Consider the following 16,640-nt stretch of genomic DNA (forward strand, 5'->3'; position numbering starts at 1 on the left):
TATGAATAAAGTCGATCTTACCAATTTCAAGTTTGACGGGCTTCAGCAGGAAGCCATTGATGATTTGTCTGTTTTGTCCGAAGAGGACAAGGACCAACTCCTCATGGCTGGCGTTGTTTCTGACCTGAGCACGCGTTCCGCTTCTTATTTGCAGATGGATCAGTCTGCCGTGCATTGTCAGTCCATGGATGATGGTGTTGAGATTATGGACATCAAGGATGCTCTCAAGAAGTATGATGGCCTTAAGGAATACTACTGGACGTTGGTAGACAAAGATAAGGATGAGTTTACCAAATCTGCCTATGACAATTTGCATGGTGGATATTTCATTCGCGTCAAGGCTGGCGCTAAAATCAAGGACCCCATTCAGTCCTGCTTGATGCTTAAGTCCGAGAATGTTGGCCAGAATGTGCACAATCTCGTCATCATCGAAGAGGGGGCAGAGGCGCACATTATTACCGGTTGTTCCGTGGCTCATGGCACAAAGGCTGGGGCGCATTTGGGTATTTCCGAATTTTTTGTTAAAAAGAACGCATCACTGACTTTTACCATGGTACACAACTGGAGCGAGGACGTTGCTGTCCGCCCCCGGTCTGCAGGTGTGGTTGAAGAGGGCGGCAAGTTCCTGTCCAATTATGTTCTGCTCAAGCCGGTCAAGGACTTACAGATGTACCCGTCCATCGAAATGAATGGTCCGCACTCCGTGGCACGTTTCAATTCCGTTGTGATGGCTCCTGAAGGTTCTCATCTGGATATGGGTAACCGGGTAATCATGAACGCACCGCACACACGGTGTGAGATCATTGCTCGGACCATTTCTACCGGCGGCACGATCATTAATCGTGGTCACATCGGTGCACATCATGTGCCGAGTAAGGGGCACCTCGAATGTCAGGGCCTTATTCTTGGTGGTGGTCGTATCTGGGCTATCCCCGAATTGGACGGTACCGTGGAGGGTGTAGAGCTCTCTCATGAAGCGTCTGTGGGTAAAATTGCACAAGAAGAGATTGAATATCTCATGGCTCGTGGCATGGATGAAGACGAGGCAACCTCGACCATCGTCCGCGGTTTTCTGAATACCGATATTATGGGGCTGCCCGCTCGGTTACAGAGGGAAATTGATAAGCAGATTGAGGAATTGCAAGCCTCTGACGCCATGTAGTTTTTATCGAGAATCAAAAAATAAGGCGGTGGCTTTGGCCATCGCCTTTTTTGTGTGCTTTGTGGGAAATACCGCTTGTACAAACGGTTCGGGCGTACTAAACAATGGCAAGAAATTACACATCTGCCGAGTTTTTGGAGGGAAAAAGTGTCAATAGGAAAGAAAGAAAAGATTCTGAGAGCCGCCCAGGAAATATTCGCTCGATGTGGATATGCCGGAACGACCATGAAAATGGTCGCTGAACAGGCTGGAGTGGCATCGGGATTGGTCTTTCATTATTTTGAATCCAAAGAAAATCTCTTCATGGTTGCCGGGAGTGAATTGATCGACACAATGATCACTGAACTGCGTGCAAAAACAGATAATTGCAAGTCCGGTTGTGACGCTCTGGGGGCATTTATTGGAGCATATCTGGATTTTACTGTAGAGAATGAGAAAACATTTCCAACCATTATCCGGTGTTCACCTTTCAGCGATGATAATCCTGATTTGGATCGGGATAAAATTGGTGCTAAGTTTAGAGAACTTATTGATATGATTGAGGAGTTCTTGCGCCGAGGCGTTGAGGACGGATCTCTCAAAAATTTGCCGGTCACTCAGACTGCCTTCATGGTTTATGGAAGTATTGTTGGTGCCGTTCGTACCCGTTTTTTGACGCCGTACAAGGTTGCCGAGTTATATGAAGAGGCTCGTCTGTTTATTTTGCGGAGTGTGTGTACGCCGGAGGCTCTTTAATTTAGTGATTTTTCATTTCTATCATATGGTGATGTATGCCTGATTACCGAGGACATCTTGCTGGTGGCCTTTTTTTTGGCGTCATGGGATTGGTTGGCGCAATACTGCTGGGATGGTTGGTCTTTGACCCACTTCAAGCTATTGGATTGATAGGCTTTTGCCTACTGGGTGCGTTGTTTCCAGATGTTGATACCAACTCCAAAGGGCAGAATCTTTATTATGCCGTTTTTACCGTGGTGGATTTGGTGTTGATACTCAGGGGGTTATATGTCTGGGCCGCTTGGTTTGGACTCTTTTCCATGCTTCCGGCTGTCGGGTCGCATCGAGGATGGACGCATACATGGTGGGCAATGCTTTTGGTGCCTGTTCCTATTTTGGCCGTTCCGTTTTTTATGCAGATGCCAGATGCCGTTCGGGAGTTCATTCCGTTCTATGCGGCTTTTGTTGCGGGCTATTTTTCTCATTTGATTTTGGATGGAAAATTTAAATGATATCAGTGATCAATTTGTGATCATAAGATCCTAGGATGTTGCGCCCGTCAGCCGTTGATAGAGAGCCACGTATTTTTGAGCCATGGTTTTGTCTGTGTAATTGGTCACTGATTCAGAACCATTATTGATCAATTTGTCAGCTAATGTTTGGTCCGTGACCACTCTAACGATGTTCGTGGCTAATTCTTTGGCATTTCGATTGCGGAAGACCAAACCATCATGTTCATGTGTGACCAATTCCAGATTGGAGGGGAGGTCAGACGTAATAACGGGCGTTTTTGTGGCCCATCCTTCCTTGATGACAGCATTGGAGCCTTCTCCGTCAACTGACGGAATAATCAGTACGTCGATTTCCGGAAGTACTATACGGCTGTCTTGATACCCGAGAAACAGGATTGAACGTGCCAGATCCAGTTTCTCAGCCTGTTGTTTTAATTCTCGAAGCAGGGGGCCTTCTCCAGCTATCATACATTGCCAGTCTGGCATTGTTGGCGATTCTTTCAGATGGGCCAAAGATTCTATGAGAACCTCAAATCCTTTCTGCGTACTGAGGGCACCCACTGCACCAAGTGTCAAGACGGGGTGCTGTCGTTGTTCCAATTCATACATTTCGGCATCAATTCCGCTATGGATTGTGCTTGTTTTTTCTTTTGGGATTTCACAGGAAACTAACACTTCCTGAATTTCACGGCTGACTGCGACCAATGCGTCACCAGCAAGATATTTGCTGCGACTCCACCCCGGTTTAAGCTTGTAGGAAACCCTTCGACTGTGAACTAGTTTGAAGCTGTCATTGAATTTTTTGACCAAGGCAGCAAGTGAAGCTCCCTTGGCGTCATTTGTATGGACAACATCCGGTTTGAAAGAACTAATCAAGCGTGTCAGACGAAAAATGTTGAATGGGTTGTAGTCGTTGGATGAGGGGAGATCCGCACAAGGGATCTTTGCTTCTTCCAACAAGGGTTTCAAGGGGGAATTGTTGGGGACTGCAACCAACGGTTCAAATCCGGGGGTTTGAGCTAGGTAACGGGCAAGGTAAAAGACTTGGCGTTGTCCGCCACGTATTATTTTTCCTAAATCAAGGAGCAAAACTTTCAAAATAAACCTCTGTTACTTCAGTGCCTTGGCAGTCATTTTTGCAACGGCCTCAAGGCTCGGGCAGATAGCGAATCCAGCTTTACTCATGGTTTCGAGTTTGCTCTTGATACCACCGCCTTTTTCAAGAATGGCGCCGGCGTGGCCCAATCGTTTGCCGGGAGGGGCTGTCTGTCCTGCGATAAAAGATATGACGGGTTTGTCAAATCCGGATTTTATGACGTATTCTGCCAGATTTTCTTCGGCCTGACCGCCGATTTCTCCAAGAACAACTACAGCCTTTGTCTTATCATGATTGCGAATCATTTCAAACATATCAACGAAATTGACACCAATAAATGGGTCGCCACCAATACCGACACAAAGAGATTGCCCAATGCCAGCTGAAGTCAGACGATCCGCGACTTCATAGGTCAGGGTGCCACTGCGGGAGAGTACGGCTACAGGACCGGGAATGAAAGGCGTCGTGGGCAGAATGCCGATTTTGGTTTTGCCGGGAACAATTATGCCCGGTGTATTCGGCCCGACAACTCGAGTTCGGGAGTCTTTAATTTGTTCGAATGTGGAAAGCATGTCGTGTTGTACAATGCCTTCAGTGATGCAGATGGCCCAAGGAATGTCATTGGACGCTGCTTCGTAAACGGCGTCTGCGGCCATTTTGGGGGGGACAAAGATGATGCTTGCGCCGATCTCATGTGAACGTTTTGCCTCGGCGATGGAGTTGTACACCGGTACGCCGAGTACTTCCTGTCCACCTTTGAATGGGGTGACACCAGCTACCACATTTGCTCCATATTCCTGCATGAGGCGTGTATGAAGTTGGCCTTCGCGACCAGTAATACCCTGAACCAGAATGGGGGTGTCTTTGTCGATACCGAATACGGCGTCATTGGTATAACTGACTGGTTTCGGTGTTTGGCCCGCTGGACAATCCATAGGGGCCGGAAAATCAATAACTTGTACATCCGCAGGCTTGAGTGTGGTTAGAATATCGATAGCCTCTTTCATATCTCCGGCCATGTGCAGGCCGTCCACATTAAGGCTTTTGAGAATTTCCAAACCAGACTTGGCGTCCTTGCCAGACATTCGAGCCACGATGGGCTTTTTCGGGGCGTTCCCCTTGAGGGCACCTTTCATGGCGAGGGCAACTTTTTCACAGGAGAGTATTCCTCCGAAAAGGTTGATAAAAATAGCTTTGACCTGATTGTCGCCAAAAAGTAGTTCCAGTGCCGTTTTCATGCGCTTTTGATCAGCAGCTCCACCTAGGTCCAAGAAGTTGCTGGCAGGTAGTTTGGAAAAGTTCAGCAAATCCATGGTTGCCATGGCCAGTCCTGCACCGTTGACCATTAGGCCGACCCAGCCAGGAAGTTTGACGAAAGAGAGGCCTGCGTCGCGGGCTTCATTTTCTTCCGGCGTGGCGTGTTCGCGTTGGTAGTAAGCTTCCATTTCAGGATCAATGTCAGCATGGTTGTCGTCGATTTCAACCTTGCCGTCCAATGCGATGAACTGATTCTCAGGGGTAATGATCAGGGGGTTGATCTCGGCCATAAGCAGTCCGTTGTTGAGCATTCCCGTGAAAAGGCTTGTCAGTAATGCTGCGAAATCTTTGAGCTGTTCTTTTTTAAGCCCCAGATGAAAGAAAGCGGCCCTGATTTGATGAGGAGCTAGTCCGCCGGGGAGTTTGATTTTTTGAACGAGCAGATTGTCTGCGCCGAGATTTTCGATTTCCACGCCACCTTCACGTCCCACGGTGAGCAGAATGCATTTGTGTTCACGGGATACTGTCAATGAGATGTAGAATTCACGAGCGATTTCCGCGCCGGGTTCGACACGGATAAACGGTACGGAATGGCCCTTTATGTTTAGGGCGAAAAGAGTGCGTGCGGTTGCGGGGAAGTCCTCGGCGGAGTCAATGCGCAGAATACCGCCAGCTTTACCTCGTCCTCCGGTAAGTACTTGTGATTTCAGGAACCACGGTAGGGGAAAGTCTGGCTTGAAGTTGTCTTCTTCGCCTGGGAGGACAGCAATACCCTCGGGAGTGGGGACTCCGGCTTTCTTGAAAAGAATTTTGCTCTTGTGTTCATTAAGCAGCATGTCGAGCTCCTGATTACATTACATATACGGAGGCACCTTATAGTGGGTTTGGGCATACGAATCAACGTAAATGTGCCGCCGCTGTGAGGTTATGGGATAAAAAGTATGTGAATTGTGATTTTGAATGTGTTGAAAATGGAGCAACGCGGCAAAAAAAGTTATATGCCGCGTTGCTGATTTATTGTTTAAGTCTGTTGCCGATAGTGTTTAATGTCGAAAGAGGATCAATGGCTATCCATCGGCATTAATTCGTTTGAGTAGTTTTTTAAGCGTTTCCGAAGTCGCACCTTCAGGGACTTGACAAGTACCGACGGCACGATGTCCACCGCCACCGAACGAGAGCGTCAGTGAGCCAACGTCCGTGTTGCTCGTGCGGTTGAGAATTGAGTGCCCCACGGTGAATACTACGTTTTGTTTTTTGAAACCCCATATGACACGAATGCTGACGTTACACTGGTCGAACAAGGTGTAGATCATGAAGCGATTACCACAATAAATTGGTTCTTGGTCCCTGAGATCCAGCACAACTGCATTGTCGTGGATGCTTGAGTTATTCTTGAGCATTTGAACGAATTTGGGCTCATCAGCGAAGTATTTGTCGATACGTTCTTTGACGTCAGGTTGTTTCATTATTTCTTCGGCGGTCATGGATCGACAATATTCGATCATATCCAGCATAAGCTGGTAGTTGCTGATTCGATAGTCCCTATATCGCCCCAGTCCTGTTCTTGGGTCCATAACAAAGCCCAAAAGAATCCAGCCGGTAGGCGAAGTGATTTCTTTTGCGGTCAGATTGGCGGAGTCAACTTTGTCTACCGCATTCATGAAATCGGTGAATGATTCCGGAAATTTATCCGTACCGTAATAGTCGTAGATAACTCGGGCGCAACTTGGCAGTGGTTTGCTTTCGCCTTCGAATTCAATGTCACCCAAACGGTCTTTTTCGCTGGTGTGGTGATCAAACCACAATCCACATCCTGCCACATACGGGACGTTGGCGAGTATATCATTAGGGGTCACTTCAACTTTGCCGTCCTGAAGATCTTTGGGGTGGGCAAAGAGATAATCGTCTATGAGGCCAAGGTGCTTGAGGAGCGTGGCACAGGCCAGGCCGTCAAAATCGGATCGGGTGACAAGTCTCATCGGCGATTCTCCATTTCATTTTATATGTGCTTGGTTTGTGATGTCTATCTTGTACTTTTCAGGACGATACAGACGTATCTGTTCCAAAATATTTTGTCAAAAAAGAAGCGTTATTTACGAAGTCGTTGGGCTAGGGTTTGTGCTCGAAGGTAGCGAAGCTTTTCACCGGACTTTGCACCGAGGTTTCTATCTTCCGGCCTTAGCTTTACAGCAAGGATAGTCGTCAGGTTTCTGAGGGCATGGCTTCGGAAGTCTTTGTCCTGGTCGACGCGCACGAGTTCAAAGAGAGGGGCCAGCACGCCTGAAAGGTGGGCGTCCATGAGAAGGTCAACCTTGGTGCCTGATCGGAGTTCGTCATATCGGGCTGCGATCATGTGCCACTGCGCGGCTTTTATTCCAGCGGTTTTGAGACGGTTTGATAACCTGACTCGGCGAGCAAGAGTTTTTGCAAGGGGAATCCCTGCGTGATCATGACCATGGTGGCTTGGAAGTTTTTCTTTTGAAGTCAACGTCTTGCCAAGATCATGGCAGAGTCCCATCCAGACGGCTGTTGTGTTTCCGGCCAAAGAGTCCATGGTCCGGCAAATGTGTTCAAGGACATGGGTGTCATGGTAAGGAGTTGGACCTGCCGGTATGGTTGAAGCATTGTGAAGTTCATCAAACCATGGGGACAGGCAATCGGTCTCAGAAAGTAGGCGAAGAAAATTACCCGGAGCCGGTGCTGCAAGCATTTTGTACACTTCCTGACCAATACGATCTGGTGCCAGAGAGGTGAGTTGGTCTGATTTGGCGACGGCTCGCATAGTCTCTTTCAACTCGTCATGCGGCGTGAATTCAGGAAGCTGTGCCCAGAATCGGGCTGCGCGGAATACCCTGAGAGGGTCAGTGTAGAAAGCCTGCTCGGAAGCCGGACGAAGAATTTTATCGTGGAGATCTTTCAGCCCTTTTGGGTGGCAGATCAATTCGCCGTCTTCATTCAGAAGTTGAGCATTGACAGTTAGGTCACGGGATTTTAACTCTTTAGAGAGCGGGGTTGCTCGCGGGAATGAGAATTCCGTTCTGTCCAATATGAAGACCGGGAACGCCAAGCCGACTTCATTAGCGGCAGGAAAGGCTTTCATAAATTCATCACGGGTTGCATCCATGACAAGATAATCTCTGTCGTGGATTGTCCTGCCGAGCAGGAGATCGCGGACAGCGCCGCCAGCCAAGTAAATTCGCATGACCGACACAATAGCATAAGGTAACTCATGATTCCACAAGGTATTTTTCTCCCGGAAGGAACGCCGGAAGAGTTGGCCGCAAACCACAAGGTATGGAGCGCGGATGTCGCTTCTTTGGGGCCGTGGCGGCCTTGTGGTGATGACTGTGGCGAAAACCAGGGGTGGCTCCGTGCTCGTCAGGATTCAGAGTCAACAATTATTGTTACTCAACAGTGCGGGACGACAATGGAGTTGGCCCGTGAGATGGTGGGAAATGGTCTCTTGGGCGAATGGGGGGCTGTTGTCAGCGTTGTGCAGGATGGCGGCAGAGGGCAGCTTCGTCGGCCATGGGTATCCATGCCTGGCAACATGCATGCTTCTATTGTTTTGCCAAAGCCGCCGACAGCAGGGCCATGGGCTGAATCTTTGACAAACTTGTTGCCGTTAGTTGCTGGGGCTTTGTTTGCCAATGTTTTGGAGTCTCTGGGAGCCTCAATTCAGCTCAAGTGGCCGAACGATATTCTTCAAAATGGTCGAAAAGTGGGTGGAATGCTCATAGAAGAGCGAAACGGAATCATAATTTTGGGACTAGGACTGAACCTCGTAGGATGTCCTGAAGATACGCTAATGCGTGAAGATTGTTCGGCTCCTGCGGGGACTGTCGCAATTCCATCCTTCTCAGGCGGTCCGTTGACTCTCCTTGAAACCCTTGTAAGTCGTGGGGAAAATGTGTATGCAGTCATGCTCGACGAGATTCCGCCTACTCAGTTCATTCGTATGATTGAGAACAGGCTGGCTTGGATGGGACAAACCATTCAGGTCCGTGAAGGGAACCTAGATCCATATGAGGCCGTGATAGTGGGCCTTTCCCCTCAAGGTGGGCTCGTTGTTTTACGTGGTGGAGAAGAAACGGTTTTGTTTTCAGGGTCGATTTCTCCTCTCTAAATCCCGTTTGTTGCGGGGCGGTGCAATGCCGTGTGTAGTTATTTCTTTCTAGGAGACCAGTGAGTTCCATGAAGCCGAAGTCCTTTGAAGAGGTTCTTGAAGAGGTCAAAGGGAAGCGTATACTTGTAGCCAACCGGGGTATCCCGGCTCGGCGCATTTGTCGCTCCATTACCGAAATGTTCAACGCGAAGGCGATTATGACCGCCACAGATGTTGATAAAACCTCCCCCGCGACGTCGGGAGCCAATGAGCTGCTTATGCTTGGTTCCGACCCTCGTGCTTATCTCGATCTGGACCGAGTCATCCGTGAAGCCAAAGCTAAAGATGTTGTTGCCATTCATCCCGGTTGGGGATTTGGTGCGGAGGACGATTCTTTCCCTGCCAAATGCAAGGAAGCTGGGATTATCTTCATCGGCCCAGAGCAGGAGCCAATGCGCATCCTTGGTAACAAGGTTGCTGTCCGTAAGCTTGCCATTGAGCAAGGGGTACCAGTTGTTCCCGGTTCCGAAGGGGCTGTGTCCATTCCCGAGGCTCGAGAAATAGCCAAGGAAATCGGATTTCCCGTTATGCTCAAAGCTGAAGGCGGCGGTGGTGGCCGTGGTATTTACGAAGTCTATCAGGATGAAGATCTTGAAAACGCTTTTTCCAAAGCATCCGCACTGGCGCAAGCCTCGTTTGGCAATCCGCGTCTCTATGTTGAAAAATTGCTGACTTCTGTTCGTCATATTGAGATTCAGGTTATCTCTGATCAGTATGGCAATATTTTTTGTCTGGATGAACGAGATTGTTCAGTCCAGCGTAATCATCAGAAACTTATTGAGATCACTCCGTCTCCATGGCCCAAGTACACTGAGGAACTGCGTGCTCAGCTCAAGGAGTATTCAAGACGTCTTGTGTCGGCAGTAGGGTATTATTCTTTGGCCACCGTTGAATTCCTGGTGGATACTGATGGTGTTCCGTTCCTTATCGAAGTTAACACCCGTTTGCAGGTGGAACACGGTATTACTGAATGCCGATACGGTATCGATTTGGTCGAAGAGCAGATTGCCATTGCTTTTGGCTCCAAACTGCGTCTGAATGAAAAAGATACCAAGCCTTACCAGTGGGCCATGCAGTGTCGTATTAACTGCGAAGATCCTCAAAAGAATTTTGAACCCAACTCCGGTCGTATTACCCGATATGTTTCTCCGGGTGGTCAGGGTATTCGTATCGACTCCTGTATTGGTGATGGTTACCGTTTTCCGTCTAATTATGATTCCGCAGCTTCCCTGCTTATATCCTACGGTAACTCATGGAACAAAGTCGTTGCCTTGATGAAGCGTTCCTTGCGCGAATATATGATTGGTGGGCTGAAAACGACGCTTCCATTCCATCGCAAGATTATTGATCAGAAGAAGTTTGTGGACGCTGATTATGATACTAATTTCGTGCGTCAGAATTATACTGAGCTTATGGACTATTCAGACCGTGAGCCTGATTTTCTTCGCATGATGAGGCTTGTTGCCGAGATTTCGGCCCTGGGTCACAACAAGTATGTTCAGTTGGGCGAATACCGTGGGCGTGAAGATAAACGGGTTGGTCGTTTCGAATTGGTCGAGCCTCCCGAAAGATCTACCGGGTTTGAATCCCATTTTTCACGGGAAATGGACCGGGATGCGATTCTCGATACACTGCGTACGGATCGTGAAAGCGGCATCGTTCATATGACGGATACCACCACGCGTGATATCACCCAGTCGAACAGTGGTAACCGCTTTCGTTTGGCCGAGGATCGTATTGTCGGCCCTTCGTTGGATAAATGTGGTTTCTTCTCCCTTGAGAACGGTGGCGGAGCTCATTTCCATGTGGCTATGCTCGCGAACATGACTTACCCATTTGCCGAAGCGGCAGAATGGAATAAATTCGCACCGAATACGCTCAAGCAAATTCTCGTTCGCTCTACTAATGTATTGGGTTATAAGCCCCAGCCGAAAAATGTCATGCGACTGACCGGCGAGATGATCAATGAGCACTATGAAATTATTCGTTGCTTTGATTTCCTGAATCATGTTGAGAATATGCGGCCTTTTGCAGAGGTCGCCATGAATTCCACGCGTAATATCTTTGAACCTGCCATTTCATTGTCTTGGGCCAAAGGCTTTGGCGTAGATCGGTACCTGCAGGTGACTGATTCCATCATCGCCATGTGCGCCGAGGCCGGTGGTGTCACCAAGAAGCAGGCCGAGAAGATGATTATTCTTGGTCTTAAGGATATGGCTGGCGTTTGTCCGCCCAGATTCATGCGAGAACTTATCTCCACCATCCGAGCTAAGTACCCGGAATTGGTTATTCACAGCCATCGTCATTATACAGATGGGCTGTTTGTTCCCACCATGGGAGCAGCCGCTGAGGCTGGAGCACATATTGTGGATGTGGCTATCGGTGCATCCGTGCGTTGGTACGGTCAAGGCGAAGTTCTGTCCACCGCCGCATATATTGAAGATGAGATCGGCCTGAAAACGCATCTTGATAAGGAAATGATTCGGGCGACCAATTTCAAGCTCAAGCAGATCATGCCATATTATGATCGTTATACCGCGCCGTATTTTCAGGGCATTGATCATGATGTTGTTCGCCATGGTATGCCGGGCGGTGCAACTTCTTCGTCACAGGAAGGCGCTCTCAAGCAAGGGTACATCAAGCTCTTGCCTTATATGCTGAAGTTCCTTGAAGGAACCCGTAAAGTTGTTCGTTATCACGATGTTACTCCCGGTTCCCAGATTACCTGGAATACTGCCTTTTTGGCTGTAACTGGTGCATACAAGCGGGGCGGAAGTCGTGAAGTACGGAGATTGCTGAATGTTTTGGATATCGTGACCCTGTGTAAGGAAGAAGAGCTTACCAGTCATGAGCGCGAAGCCAGACTCGCTCTGTATCGCGACTCCAACGATGCTTTCCGTAACCTGTTGCTCGGCAAATTTGGCAAACTGCCTCTCGGTTTCCCGGCAGATTGGGTTTACCAGTCTGCGTTTGGTAAAGGGTGGGAGATTGCCATTAAGGAGCGCACTGAGGAATCTCCATTGACCACATTGGTCGATGTTGATTTGGACGCGGAAAGGCAAGCCTTGCAAACCCGTTTGCATCGGCAGCCTACAGAAGAAGAATTCGTTATGTATCTTAATCATCCCGGTGATGCTATTTCGACTATCGATTTCTGTGAGAAGTTCGGCAACATCAACAATCTGCCCGTCGATGTTTGGTTTGAAGGGTTGGAAAAGGGTGAAGTTCTGCATTTCCAGGGCAATTGCATGAAGCCTCACCGGATGCGTATTTTGGATATCTCTGAGCCAGATGAGAACGGCATGGCCGTTGTCAGATATGTTCTCGATTCTGAAATTATGAGTCACCAGGTCAAGGTTGCTGAGCCGGATGTCGGTGGTAAGGAAGCGACAGAGATGGCTGACCCGACCAATGATTATCATGTCGGTTCGCCGAGTAACGGTGATTTGTGGGTGACGCACGTTAGACCTGGCGACAAAGTTAAGGCGGGCGAAGAGCTCTTCAATATCTCCATCATGAAACAGGAGAAAGCCGTAACCGCAAAAGTAGACAGTACTGTCAGACGTGTTATCAAGTCCGCTAAATACACCGAGGATAAAAAGATGATTCCGGTGGTTGAAGGTGAATTGATTGTTGAACTTGGTCCTGAAGTCGGAGTCTGTCCGACGTGTAAGTTCGATGTCCCTGGCGAGGAGTGTAACTTCTGTCCGAACTGCGGTCAGAAAATTTAAGAAATTTGTTAAGTATAATAAATTGGTCTAGTTTATAAAATTAAGCTCGACGAAATGAGTATTGCGGTAATTTGTAGGCCGACGCGTAGTAACTACGCGTCGGCCTTGTTTTTTGGGGAAATTAGAGATGTTGTTTCCCTGTGCTTTGAGTGTGAAAAATGATTTGATATGCGATTTTTTGGGCCAGTGGTCCAACCAATAGTTTCATTGACGAATAGGTCTGATACCCTGTAAGCGGGAACTCGAAGCTCAAGTCTTGATTGTTCTTTTTAGTATTAAATCTAAATAGTAGAAAGTTAGAGACCTCGGAGCGGAGAGAGAATCTTATCCGTTTACCGCAGGGACTTTCCAGGAGGAAATGATGGCCAAGACCCAGAAAAAGCCCGCCGAAAAGGCATCTGCCAGCAAAGTTGGGGCGAAAACTGAGAGTCTCGAACAGAAGTTGGTCCTGAATGGGGCTGACATCAAGAAGATCGGTGAAGAAGCCGAACTTCTCGTAGGCGGAAAGAACTACAACACCGCCATCATCAGCCAGGTTGCAGGGATCAGGGCTCCTGAATTCCGGGCGATCTCATCTCATGTCTTTCATCATATCCTCGATGAGACCAAGGTCAACGCCGCTGTTGTCCGCGCCACTGTGGACAAGGAATACAACAAGGTTGACTGGACTTCCGACGAAGTTAACGAAGACTCCGAATATTTACAGCAGTTTGTGCGTGATGTTGGCAAGAAGGTTCGTGAGCAGTCTGAAAAGCAGTCTGGAACCCCCATCAAGCTGCGCACCTTTATTAATAATGTTGTAGAAGGGTTTGCAACTTCTCCTGAAGGCATTGATCAGCTCCGCATGCGTTCGGTTCTGGTTCAGTCCGCTATTTTGTCCGTTGAAATTCCTGTCAAAATTGGCAAGGAAGTCATGGGCGCATATAATTCTATATGTAAAGAAGCCGGTATGGATGATGTTCCTGTTGCCGTGCGTTCTTCCGCTGCCGGTGAAGATAGCCGCAAGAAGGCTTTTGCCGGATTGCAGGATACCTATCTGAATATTGTTGGCGCTGATGAGTGCCTTGAAGCATACCATTGGGATTGCGCTTCCGCATACAATCTCCGTTCTATGACCTATCGCCGTGAGGCCATTCTTGATGCCATTACAAAGGCTGAGGAAACCGGTGATGTTGCCATTGCCGAACTCGCCAAGAAAGAGTGGGCTATTGAGCATACCTCTTTGTCTGTGTGCATCATGCGCATGATCAACCCGGTTATTTCGGGTACAGCGTTCAGCGCGGATACGGCCACAGGTTGCCGTGGTACTGATCGGAATGATCTAGTGTCCATTGATGCCAGTTACGGTTTAGGTGAGGCTGTTGTCGGCGGCATGGTTACTCCTGATAAATTTTATGTATTCCAGCGTGATGGTGGACGTGAAGTCGTCATTCGTTACATGGGCTGCAAAGAAAAGAAGATTATTTACAAGGAAGACGGCAGCGGGACCCAAGTGGTCAAGGTGCCTGAGAATGAAGTTTATCGATGGGCTCTTTCCATTGCGCAAGCTGAGGTGGTTGCGCAGGGTGTGCGAGCTATTTCCAAGGCGTATGGCGGCATGATCATGGACTCTGAGTTCTGCATCGACAAGTCTGATCGACTCTGGTTTGTTCAGGCTCGTCCCGAGACTCGTTGGAATGAGGACATCGAACAGCATCCTAATACAATCTTTATGCGTCGCCTTGAAGTTGATAAGAAGGCCATTGCTTCGGCCGAAGTCATTCTTGAGGGCAACGGTGCTTCCCGTGGAGCAGGACAGGGTACGGTCAAGTATCTTCGTTCCGCTCTTGAATTGAATAAAATCAACAAAGGCGACATCTTGGCCGCCGAGCGCACTGACCCGGACATGGTTCCCGGTATGCGTGTTGCATCCGCTATTCTCGCCGATGTCGGTGGTGACACGAGTCACGCAGCCATTACTTCTCGTGAATTGGGTATTCCGGCTATTATTGGTATCCAGCGTCTTGAGTCCTTGCGGTCTCTTGATGGGCAGCAGGTTACGGTCGATGGTTCCCGAGGTAAGGTTTACCGCGGAGAATTGCCACTGGTCGAAGTAGGCGGTGAAATTAATGTTGCAGAACTGCCTGCCACCAAGACGAAAGTCGGTCTGATTTTGGCTGATGTCGGTCAGGCGTTGTTCCTGTCTCGTCTTCGTGATGTGCCTGATTTTGAGATCGGGTTGCTTCGTGCCGAGTTCATGCTTGGTAACATTGGTGTTCATCCTATGGCTCTTGAAGCTTATGACAAGGATGTTCTGAATGATCTGGTGGAAGAGAAAATCCAGCAGATGGATATGCGGCTGACTAAAGTCATGAAAGAACAGCTTGCGTCTGGTTTGATTACTATGCCGCTCAAACTTCGTGAATACGTTGGTCTTATTACCGGCCTGACTTCTAAGATGGAAGCTTTGGCAGAGCAGGAAAGTGCACGCAGTACGGACGAAGTTCTGGCCATGCATCGTCGCCTACGCGAGATGGATCACAAGTTGGATGATCACATTGCTTTGGCAACAGAACGGCTTGATATCCTTAAGACGTCCATTGACGCTGAAGCTCACGTTGCTGTGGTTCTTGGGTATCATGATATGCTGGAAACCATGCCGGAGATCCGGTCTGAGGCGTGGACCATACGCCAGCAGCATGAAAAAATTGTGGCTGAATATGTTGAACGGCTGAAAGATGAACCTGAATTTTGTGCTTATCTCGACAAGATTATTAGTCTGCGAGAGGAAGTAGCCCTCAAGATGGGACTTAAGTCGGAGATGGATGAAGTGGCAACTTTGCCTGATCGCATTCGTCGTCTTCTCGAAACCCGAGGCTATACCACTGGTAAGGAAAATTACATTCAGACTTTGTCTCAGGGCTTGGCTCTTTTTGCCATGGCCTTTTACGGCAGCAATATCGTTTACCGAACCACTGATTTCAAATCTAATGAATACCGGAACCTGCTTGGTGGGTTGTTGTTTGAAGCTCATGAAGACAACCCCATGATCGGATATCGTGGTGTATCACGTAATATTCATGATTGGGAACTGGAAGCCTTCAAACTTGCACGTGGCATTTATGGCAGTAAAAATCTGTCTATCATGTTCCCGTTTGTTCGTACTTTGGAAGAAGCCCGCTCCATGAAACGGTATCTCAAGCAGGTGCATAATCTGGAATCCGGTAAGGATGATCTTAAAGTTATTCTTATGGCGGAAATTCCGAGTAACGCGATATTGTGCAAGGAATTCCTCAAGGAAGTTGACGGGTTCTCCATCGGGTCAAATGATATGACACAGATGGTGCTGGCCACTGATCGTGACAATGCGAGTTTGCAGCATATCTACGACGAGGAAGATCCTGCCGTTGTCTGGGCCATCCTGTCTGCCATTTTTGCTGGACAGAAAGTTGGCAAAAAGGTCGGTTTCTGCGGTCAGGGTGTATCTAACAGCGTCATCCTGCGCGGATTGGTTGCCATTGCCGGTATTGTTTCCGCTTCGGTGGTTCCTGATACCTATCATCAAACCAAGGTTGAAATGGCCGCTATCGAGTCTGAAAATATTAAGACTCGTGACTTGGGTGCTTGGCTTAAGATGCAGCATATGAATAATCTTCAGGATTTGCTTGAAGCGAATAGCTACGGGCACATCTTGAAGAAGTATAAGTCTCCCGAAGACTTCATGGAATGGTATGAGGGCGAACTTGACCGTTTCGGTGAGCAGCTTCGAGACCACATTGAAACCCCCAAGGAAGAATTCTATCGTCAGGAGATGGAGCAATTCCGGGCCGTGTTCCATAAGCCAGTTATCTATGCCAGTTGGGATTGGCATAATACTGTCACGGATGCTATGCGTCACGCTGGTTTTGAGTCCTTTGATGAACAAGAGGCTGCTCTTGAAGAGCAGCGTAAAAAGCAGTGGTAACAGACTGTATTAAATAAAAACAGAAAAGGCCCCTGTCCGAAGACGGGGGCCTTTTTTTAT

The 16,640-nt window shown here is 48.4% G+C and carries 10 protein-coding genes; 6 read left to right on the top strand and 4 right to left on the bottom strand.

The features are described 5' to 3' along the window. Nucleotide 1: 1 nt before the first annotated feature. The 3 genes from SYK_RS02535 to SYK_RS02545 all read left to right on the top strand — a co-directional run bounded on the left by SYK_RS02535 (nt 2) and on the right by SYK_RS02545 (nt 2,388). Nucleotides 2-1,162, top strand: a complete 1,161-nt coding sequence (locus SYK_RS02535; protein WP_281762051.1) for a SufB/SufD family protein — start codon at nt 2-4, stop codon at nt 1,160-1,162. Between the two features lie 147 nt (nt 1,163-1,309). Beyond that, on the top strand, nt 1,310-1,897 hold the full coding sequence (locus SYK_RS02540; RefSeq protein ID WP_353618271.1) for a TetR/AcrR family transcriptional regulator: 588 nt from the start codon (nt 1,310-1,312) through the stop codon (nt 1,895-1,897). Nucleotides 1,898-1,932: 35 nt separating this feature from the next. Beyond that, nucleotides 1,933-2,388, top strand: a complete 456-nt coding sequence (locus SYK_RS02545) for a metal-dependent hydrolase (RefSeq protein WP_281762052.1) — start codon at nt 1,933-1,935, stop codon at nt 2,386-2,388. 30 nt (nt 2,389-2,418) lie between these two features. Here the strand turns inward: SYK_RS02545 and SYK_RS02550 are convergent, their stop codons facing one another. The 4 genes from SYK_RS02550 to SYK_RS02565 form a co-directional block, all read right to left on the bottom strand. After that, nucleotides 2,419-3,486: a glycosyltransferase family 4 protein gene (locus SYK_RS02550; RefSeq protein ID WP_281762053.1), complete on the bottom strand. Its 1,068-nt coding sequence runs from the start codon at nt 3,484-3,486 to the stop codon at nt 2,419-2,421. 12 nt (nt 3,487-3,498) lie between these two features. Continuing rightward, on the bottom strand, nt 3,499-5,577 hold the full coding sequence (gene sucD, locus SYK_RS02555) for a succinate--CoA ligase subunit alpha (RefSeq protein ID WP_281762054.1): 2,079 nt from the start codon (nt 5,575-5,577) through the stop codon (nt 3,499-3,501). Nucleotides 5,578-5,808: 231 nt separating this feature from the next. Then, complete coding sequence (locus SYK_RS02560; RefSeq protein WP_281762055.1) at nt 5,809-6,720, bottom strand: DHH family phosphoesterase; 912 nt, start codon at nt 6,718-6,720, stop codon at nt 5,809-5,811. Nucleotides 6,721-6,830: 110 nt separating this feature from the next. Next, a complete protein-coding gene (locus tag SYK_RS02565; RefSeq protein ID WP_281762056.1) occupies nt 6,831-7,943 on the bottom strand; it encodes a tRNA nucleotidyltransferase/poly(A) polymerase-related protein in 1,113 nt (370 codons plus the stop codon). Between the two features lie 27 nt (nt 7,944-7,970). On the opposite strand from SYK_RS02565, the gene SYK_RS02570 reads away from it, so the two are divergent. The 3 genes from SYK_RS02570 (at nt 7,971) to SYK_RS02580 (ending at nt 16,580) form a co-directional block, all read left to right on the top strand. Further along, on the top strand, nt 7,971-8,867 hold the full coding sequence (locus SYK_RS02570) for a biotin--[acetyl-CoA-carboxylase] ligase (protein WP_281762057.1): 897 nt from the start codon (nt 7,971-7,973) through the stop codon (nt 8,865-8,867). A gap of 68 nt (nt 8,868-8,935) precedes the next feature. Beyond that, a complete protein-coding gene (locus SYK_RS02575; protein ID WP_281762058.1) occupies nt 8,936-12,637 on the top strand; it encodes a pyruvate carboxylase in 3,702 nt (1,233 codons plus the stop codon). A gap of 361 nt (nt 12,638-12,998) precedes the next feature. Further along, on the top strand, nt 12,999-16,580 hold the full coding sequence (locus SYK_RS02580) for a PEP/pyruvate-binding domain-containing protein (protein WP_281762059.1): 3,582 nt from the start codon (nt 12,999-13,001) through the stop codon (nt 16,578-16,580). Nucleotides 16,581-16,640 lie beyond the last annotated feature (60 nt).

Source organism: Pseudodesulfovibrio nedwellii, from assembly GCF_027923765.1.
GTDB classification, from domain to species: domain Bacteria; phylum Desulfobacterota; class Desulfovibrionia; order Desulfovibrionales; family Desulfovibrionaceae; genus Pseudodesulfovibrio; species Pseudodesulfovibrio nedwellii.

Bases quoted from the DNA above. Each gene is read 5' to 3' on its own strand.
- SYK_RS02535 (WP_281762051.1), top strand. From the start codon at position 2: ATGAATAAAGTCGATCTTACCAATTTCAAGTTTGACGGGCTTCAGCAG.
- SYK_RS02545 (WP_281762052.1), top strand. From the start codon at position 1,933: ATGCCTGATTACCGAGGACATCTTGCTGGTGGCCTTTTTTTTGGCGTC.
- sucD (WP_281762054.1), bottom strand. From the start codon at position 5,577: ATGCTGCTTAATGAACACAAGAGCAAAATTCTTTTCAAGAAAGCCGGA.
- SYK_RS02560 (WP_281762055.1), bottom strand. From the start codon at position 6,720: ATGAGACTTGTCACCCGATCCGATTTTGACGGCCTGGCCTGTGCCACG.
- SYK_RS02565 (WP_281762056.1), bottom strand. From the start codon at position 7,943: ATGCGAATTTACTTGGCTGGCGGCGCTGTCCGCGATCTCCTGCTCGGC.
- SYK_RS02570 (WP_281762057.1), top strand. From the start codon at position 7,971: ATGATTCCACAAGGTATTTTTCTCCCGGAAGGAACGCCGGAAGAGTTG.
- SYK_RS02575 (WP_281762058.1), top strand. From the start codon at position 8,936: ATGAAGCCGAAGTCCTTTGAAGAGGTTCTTGAAGAGGTCAAAGGGAAG.
- SYK_RS02580 (WP_281762059.1), top strand. From the start codon at position 12,999: ATGGCCAAGACCCAGAAAAAGCCCGCCGAAAAGGCATCTGCCAGCAAA.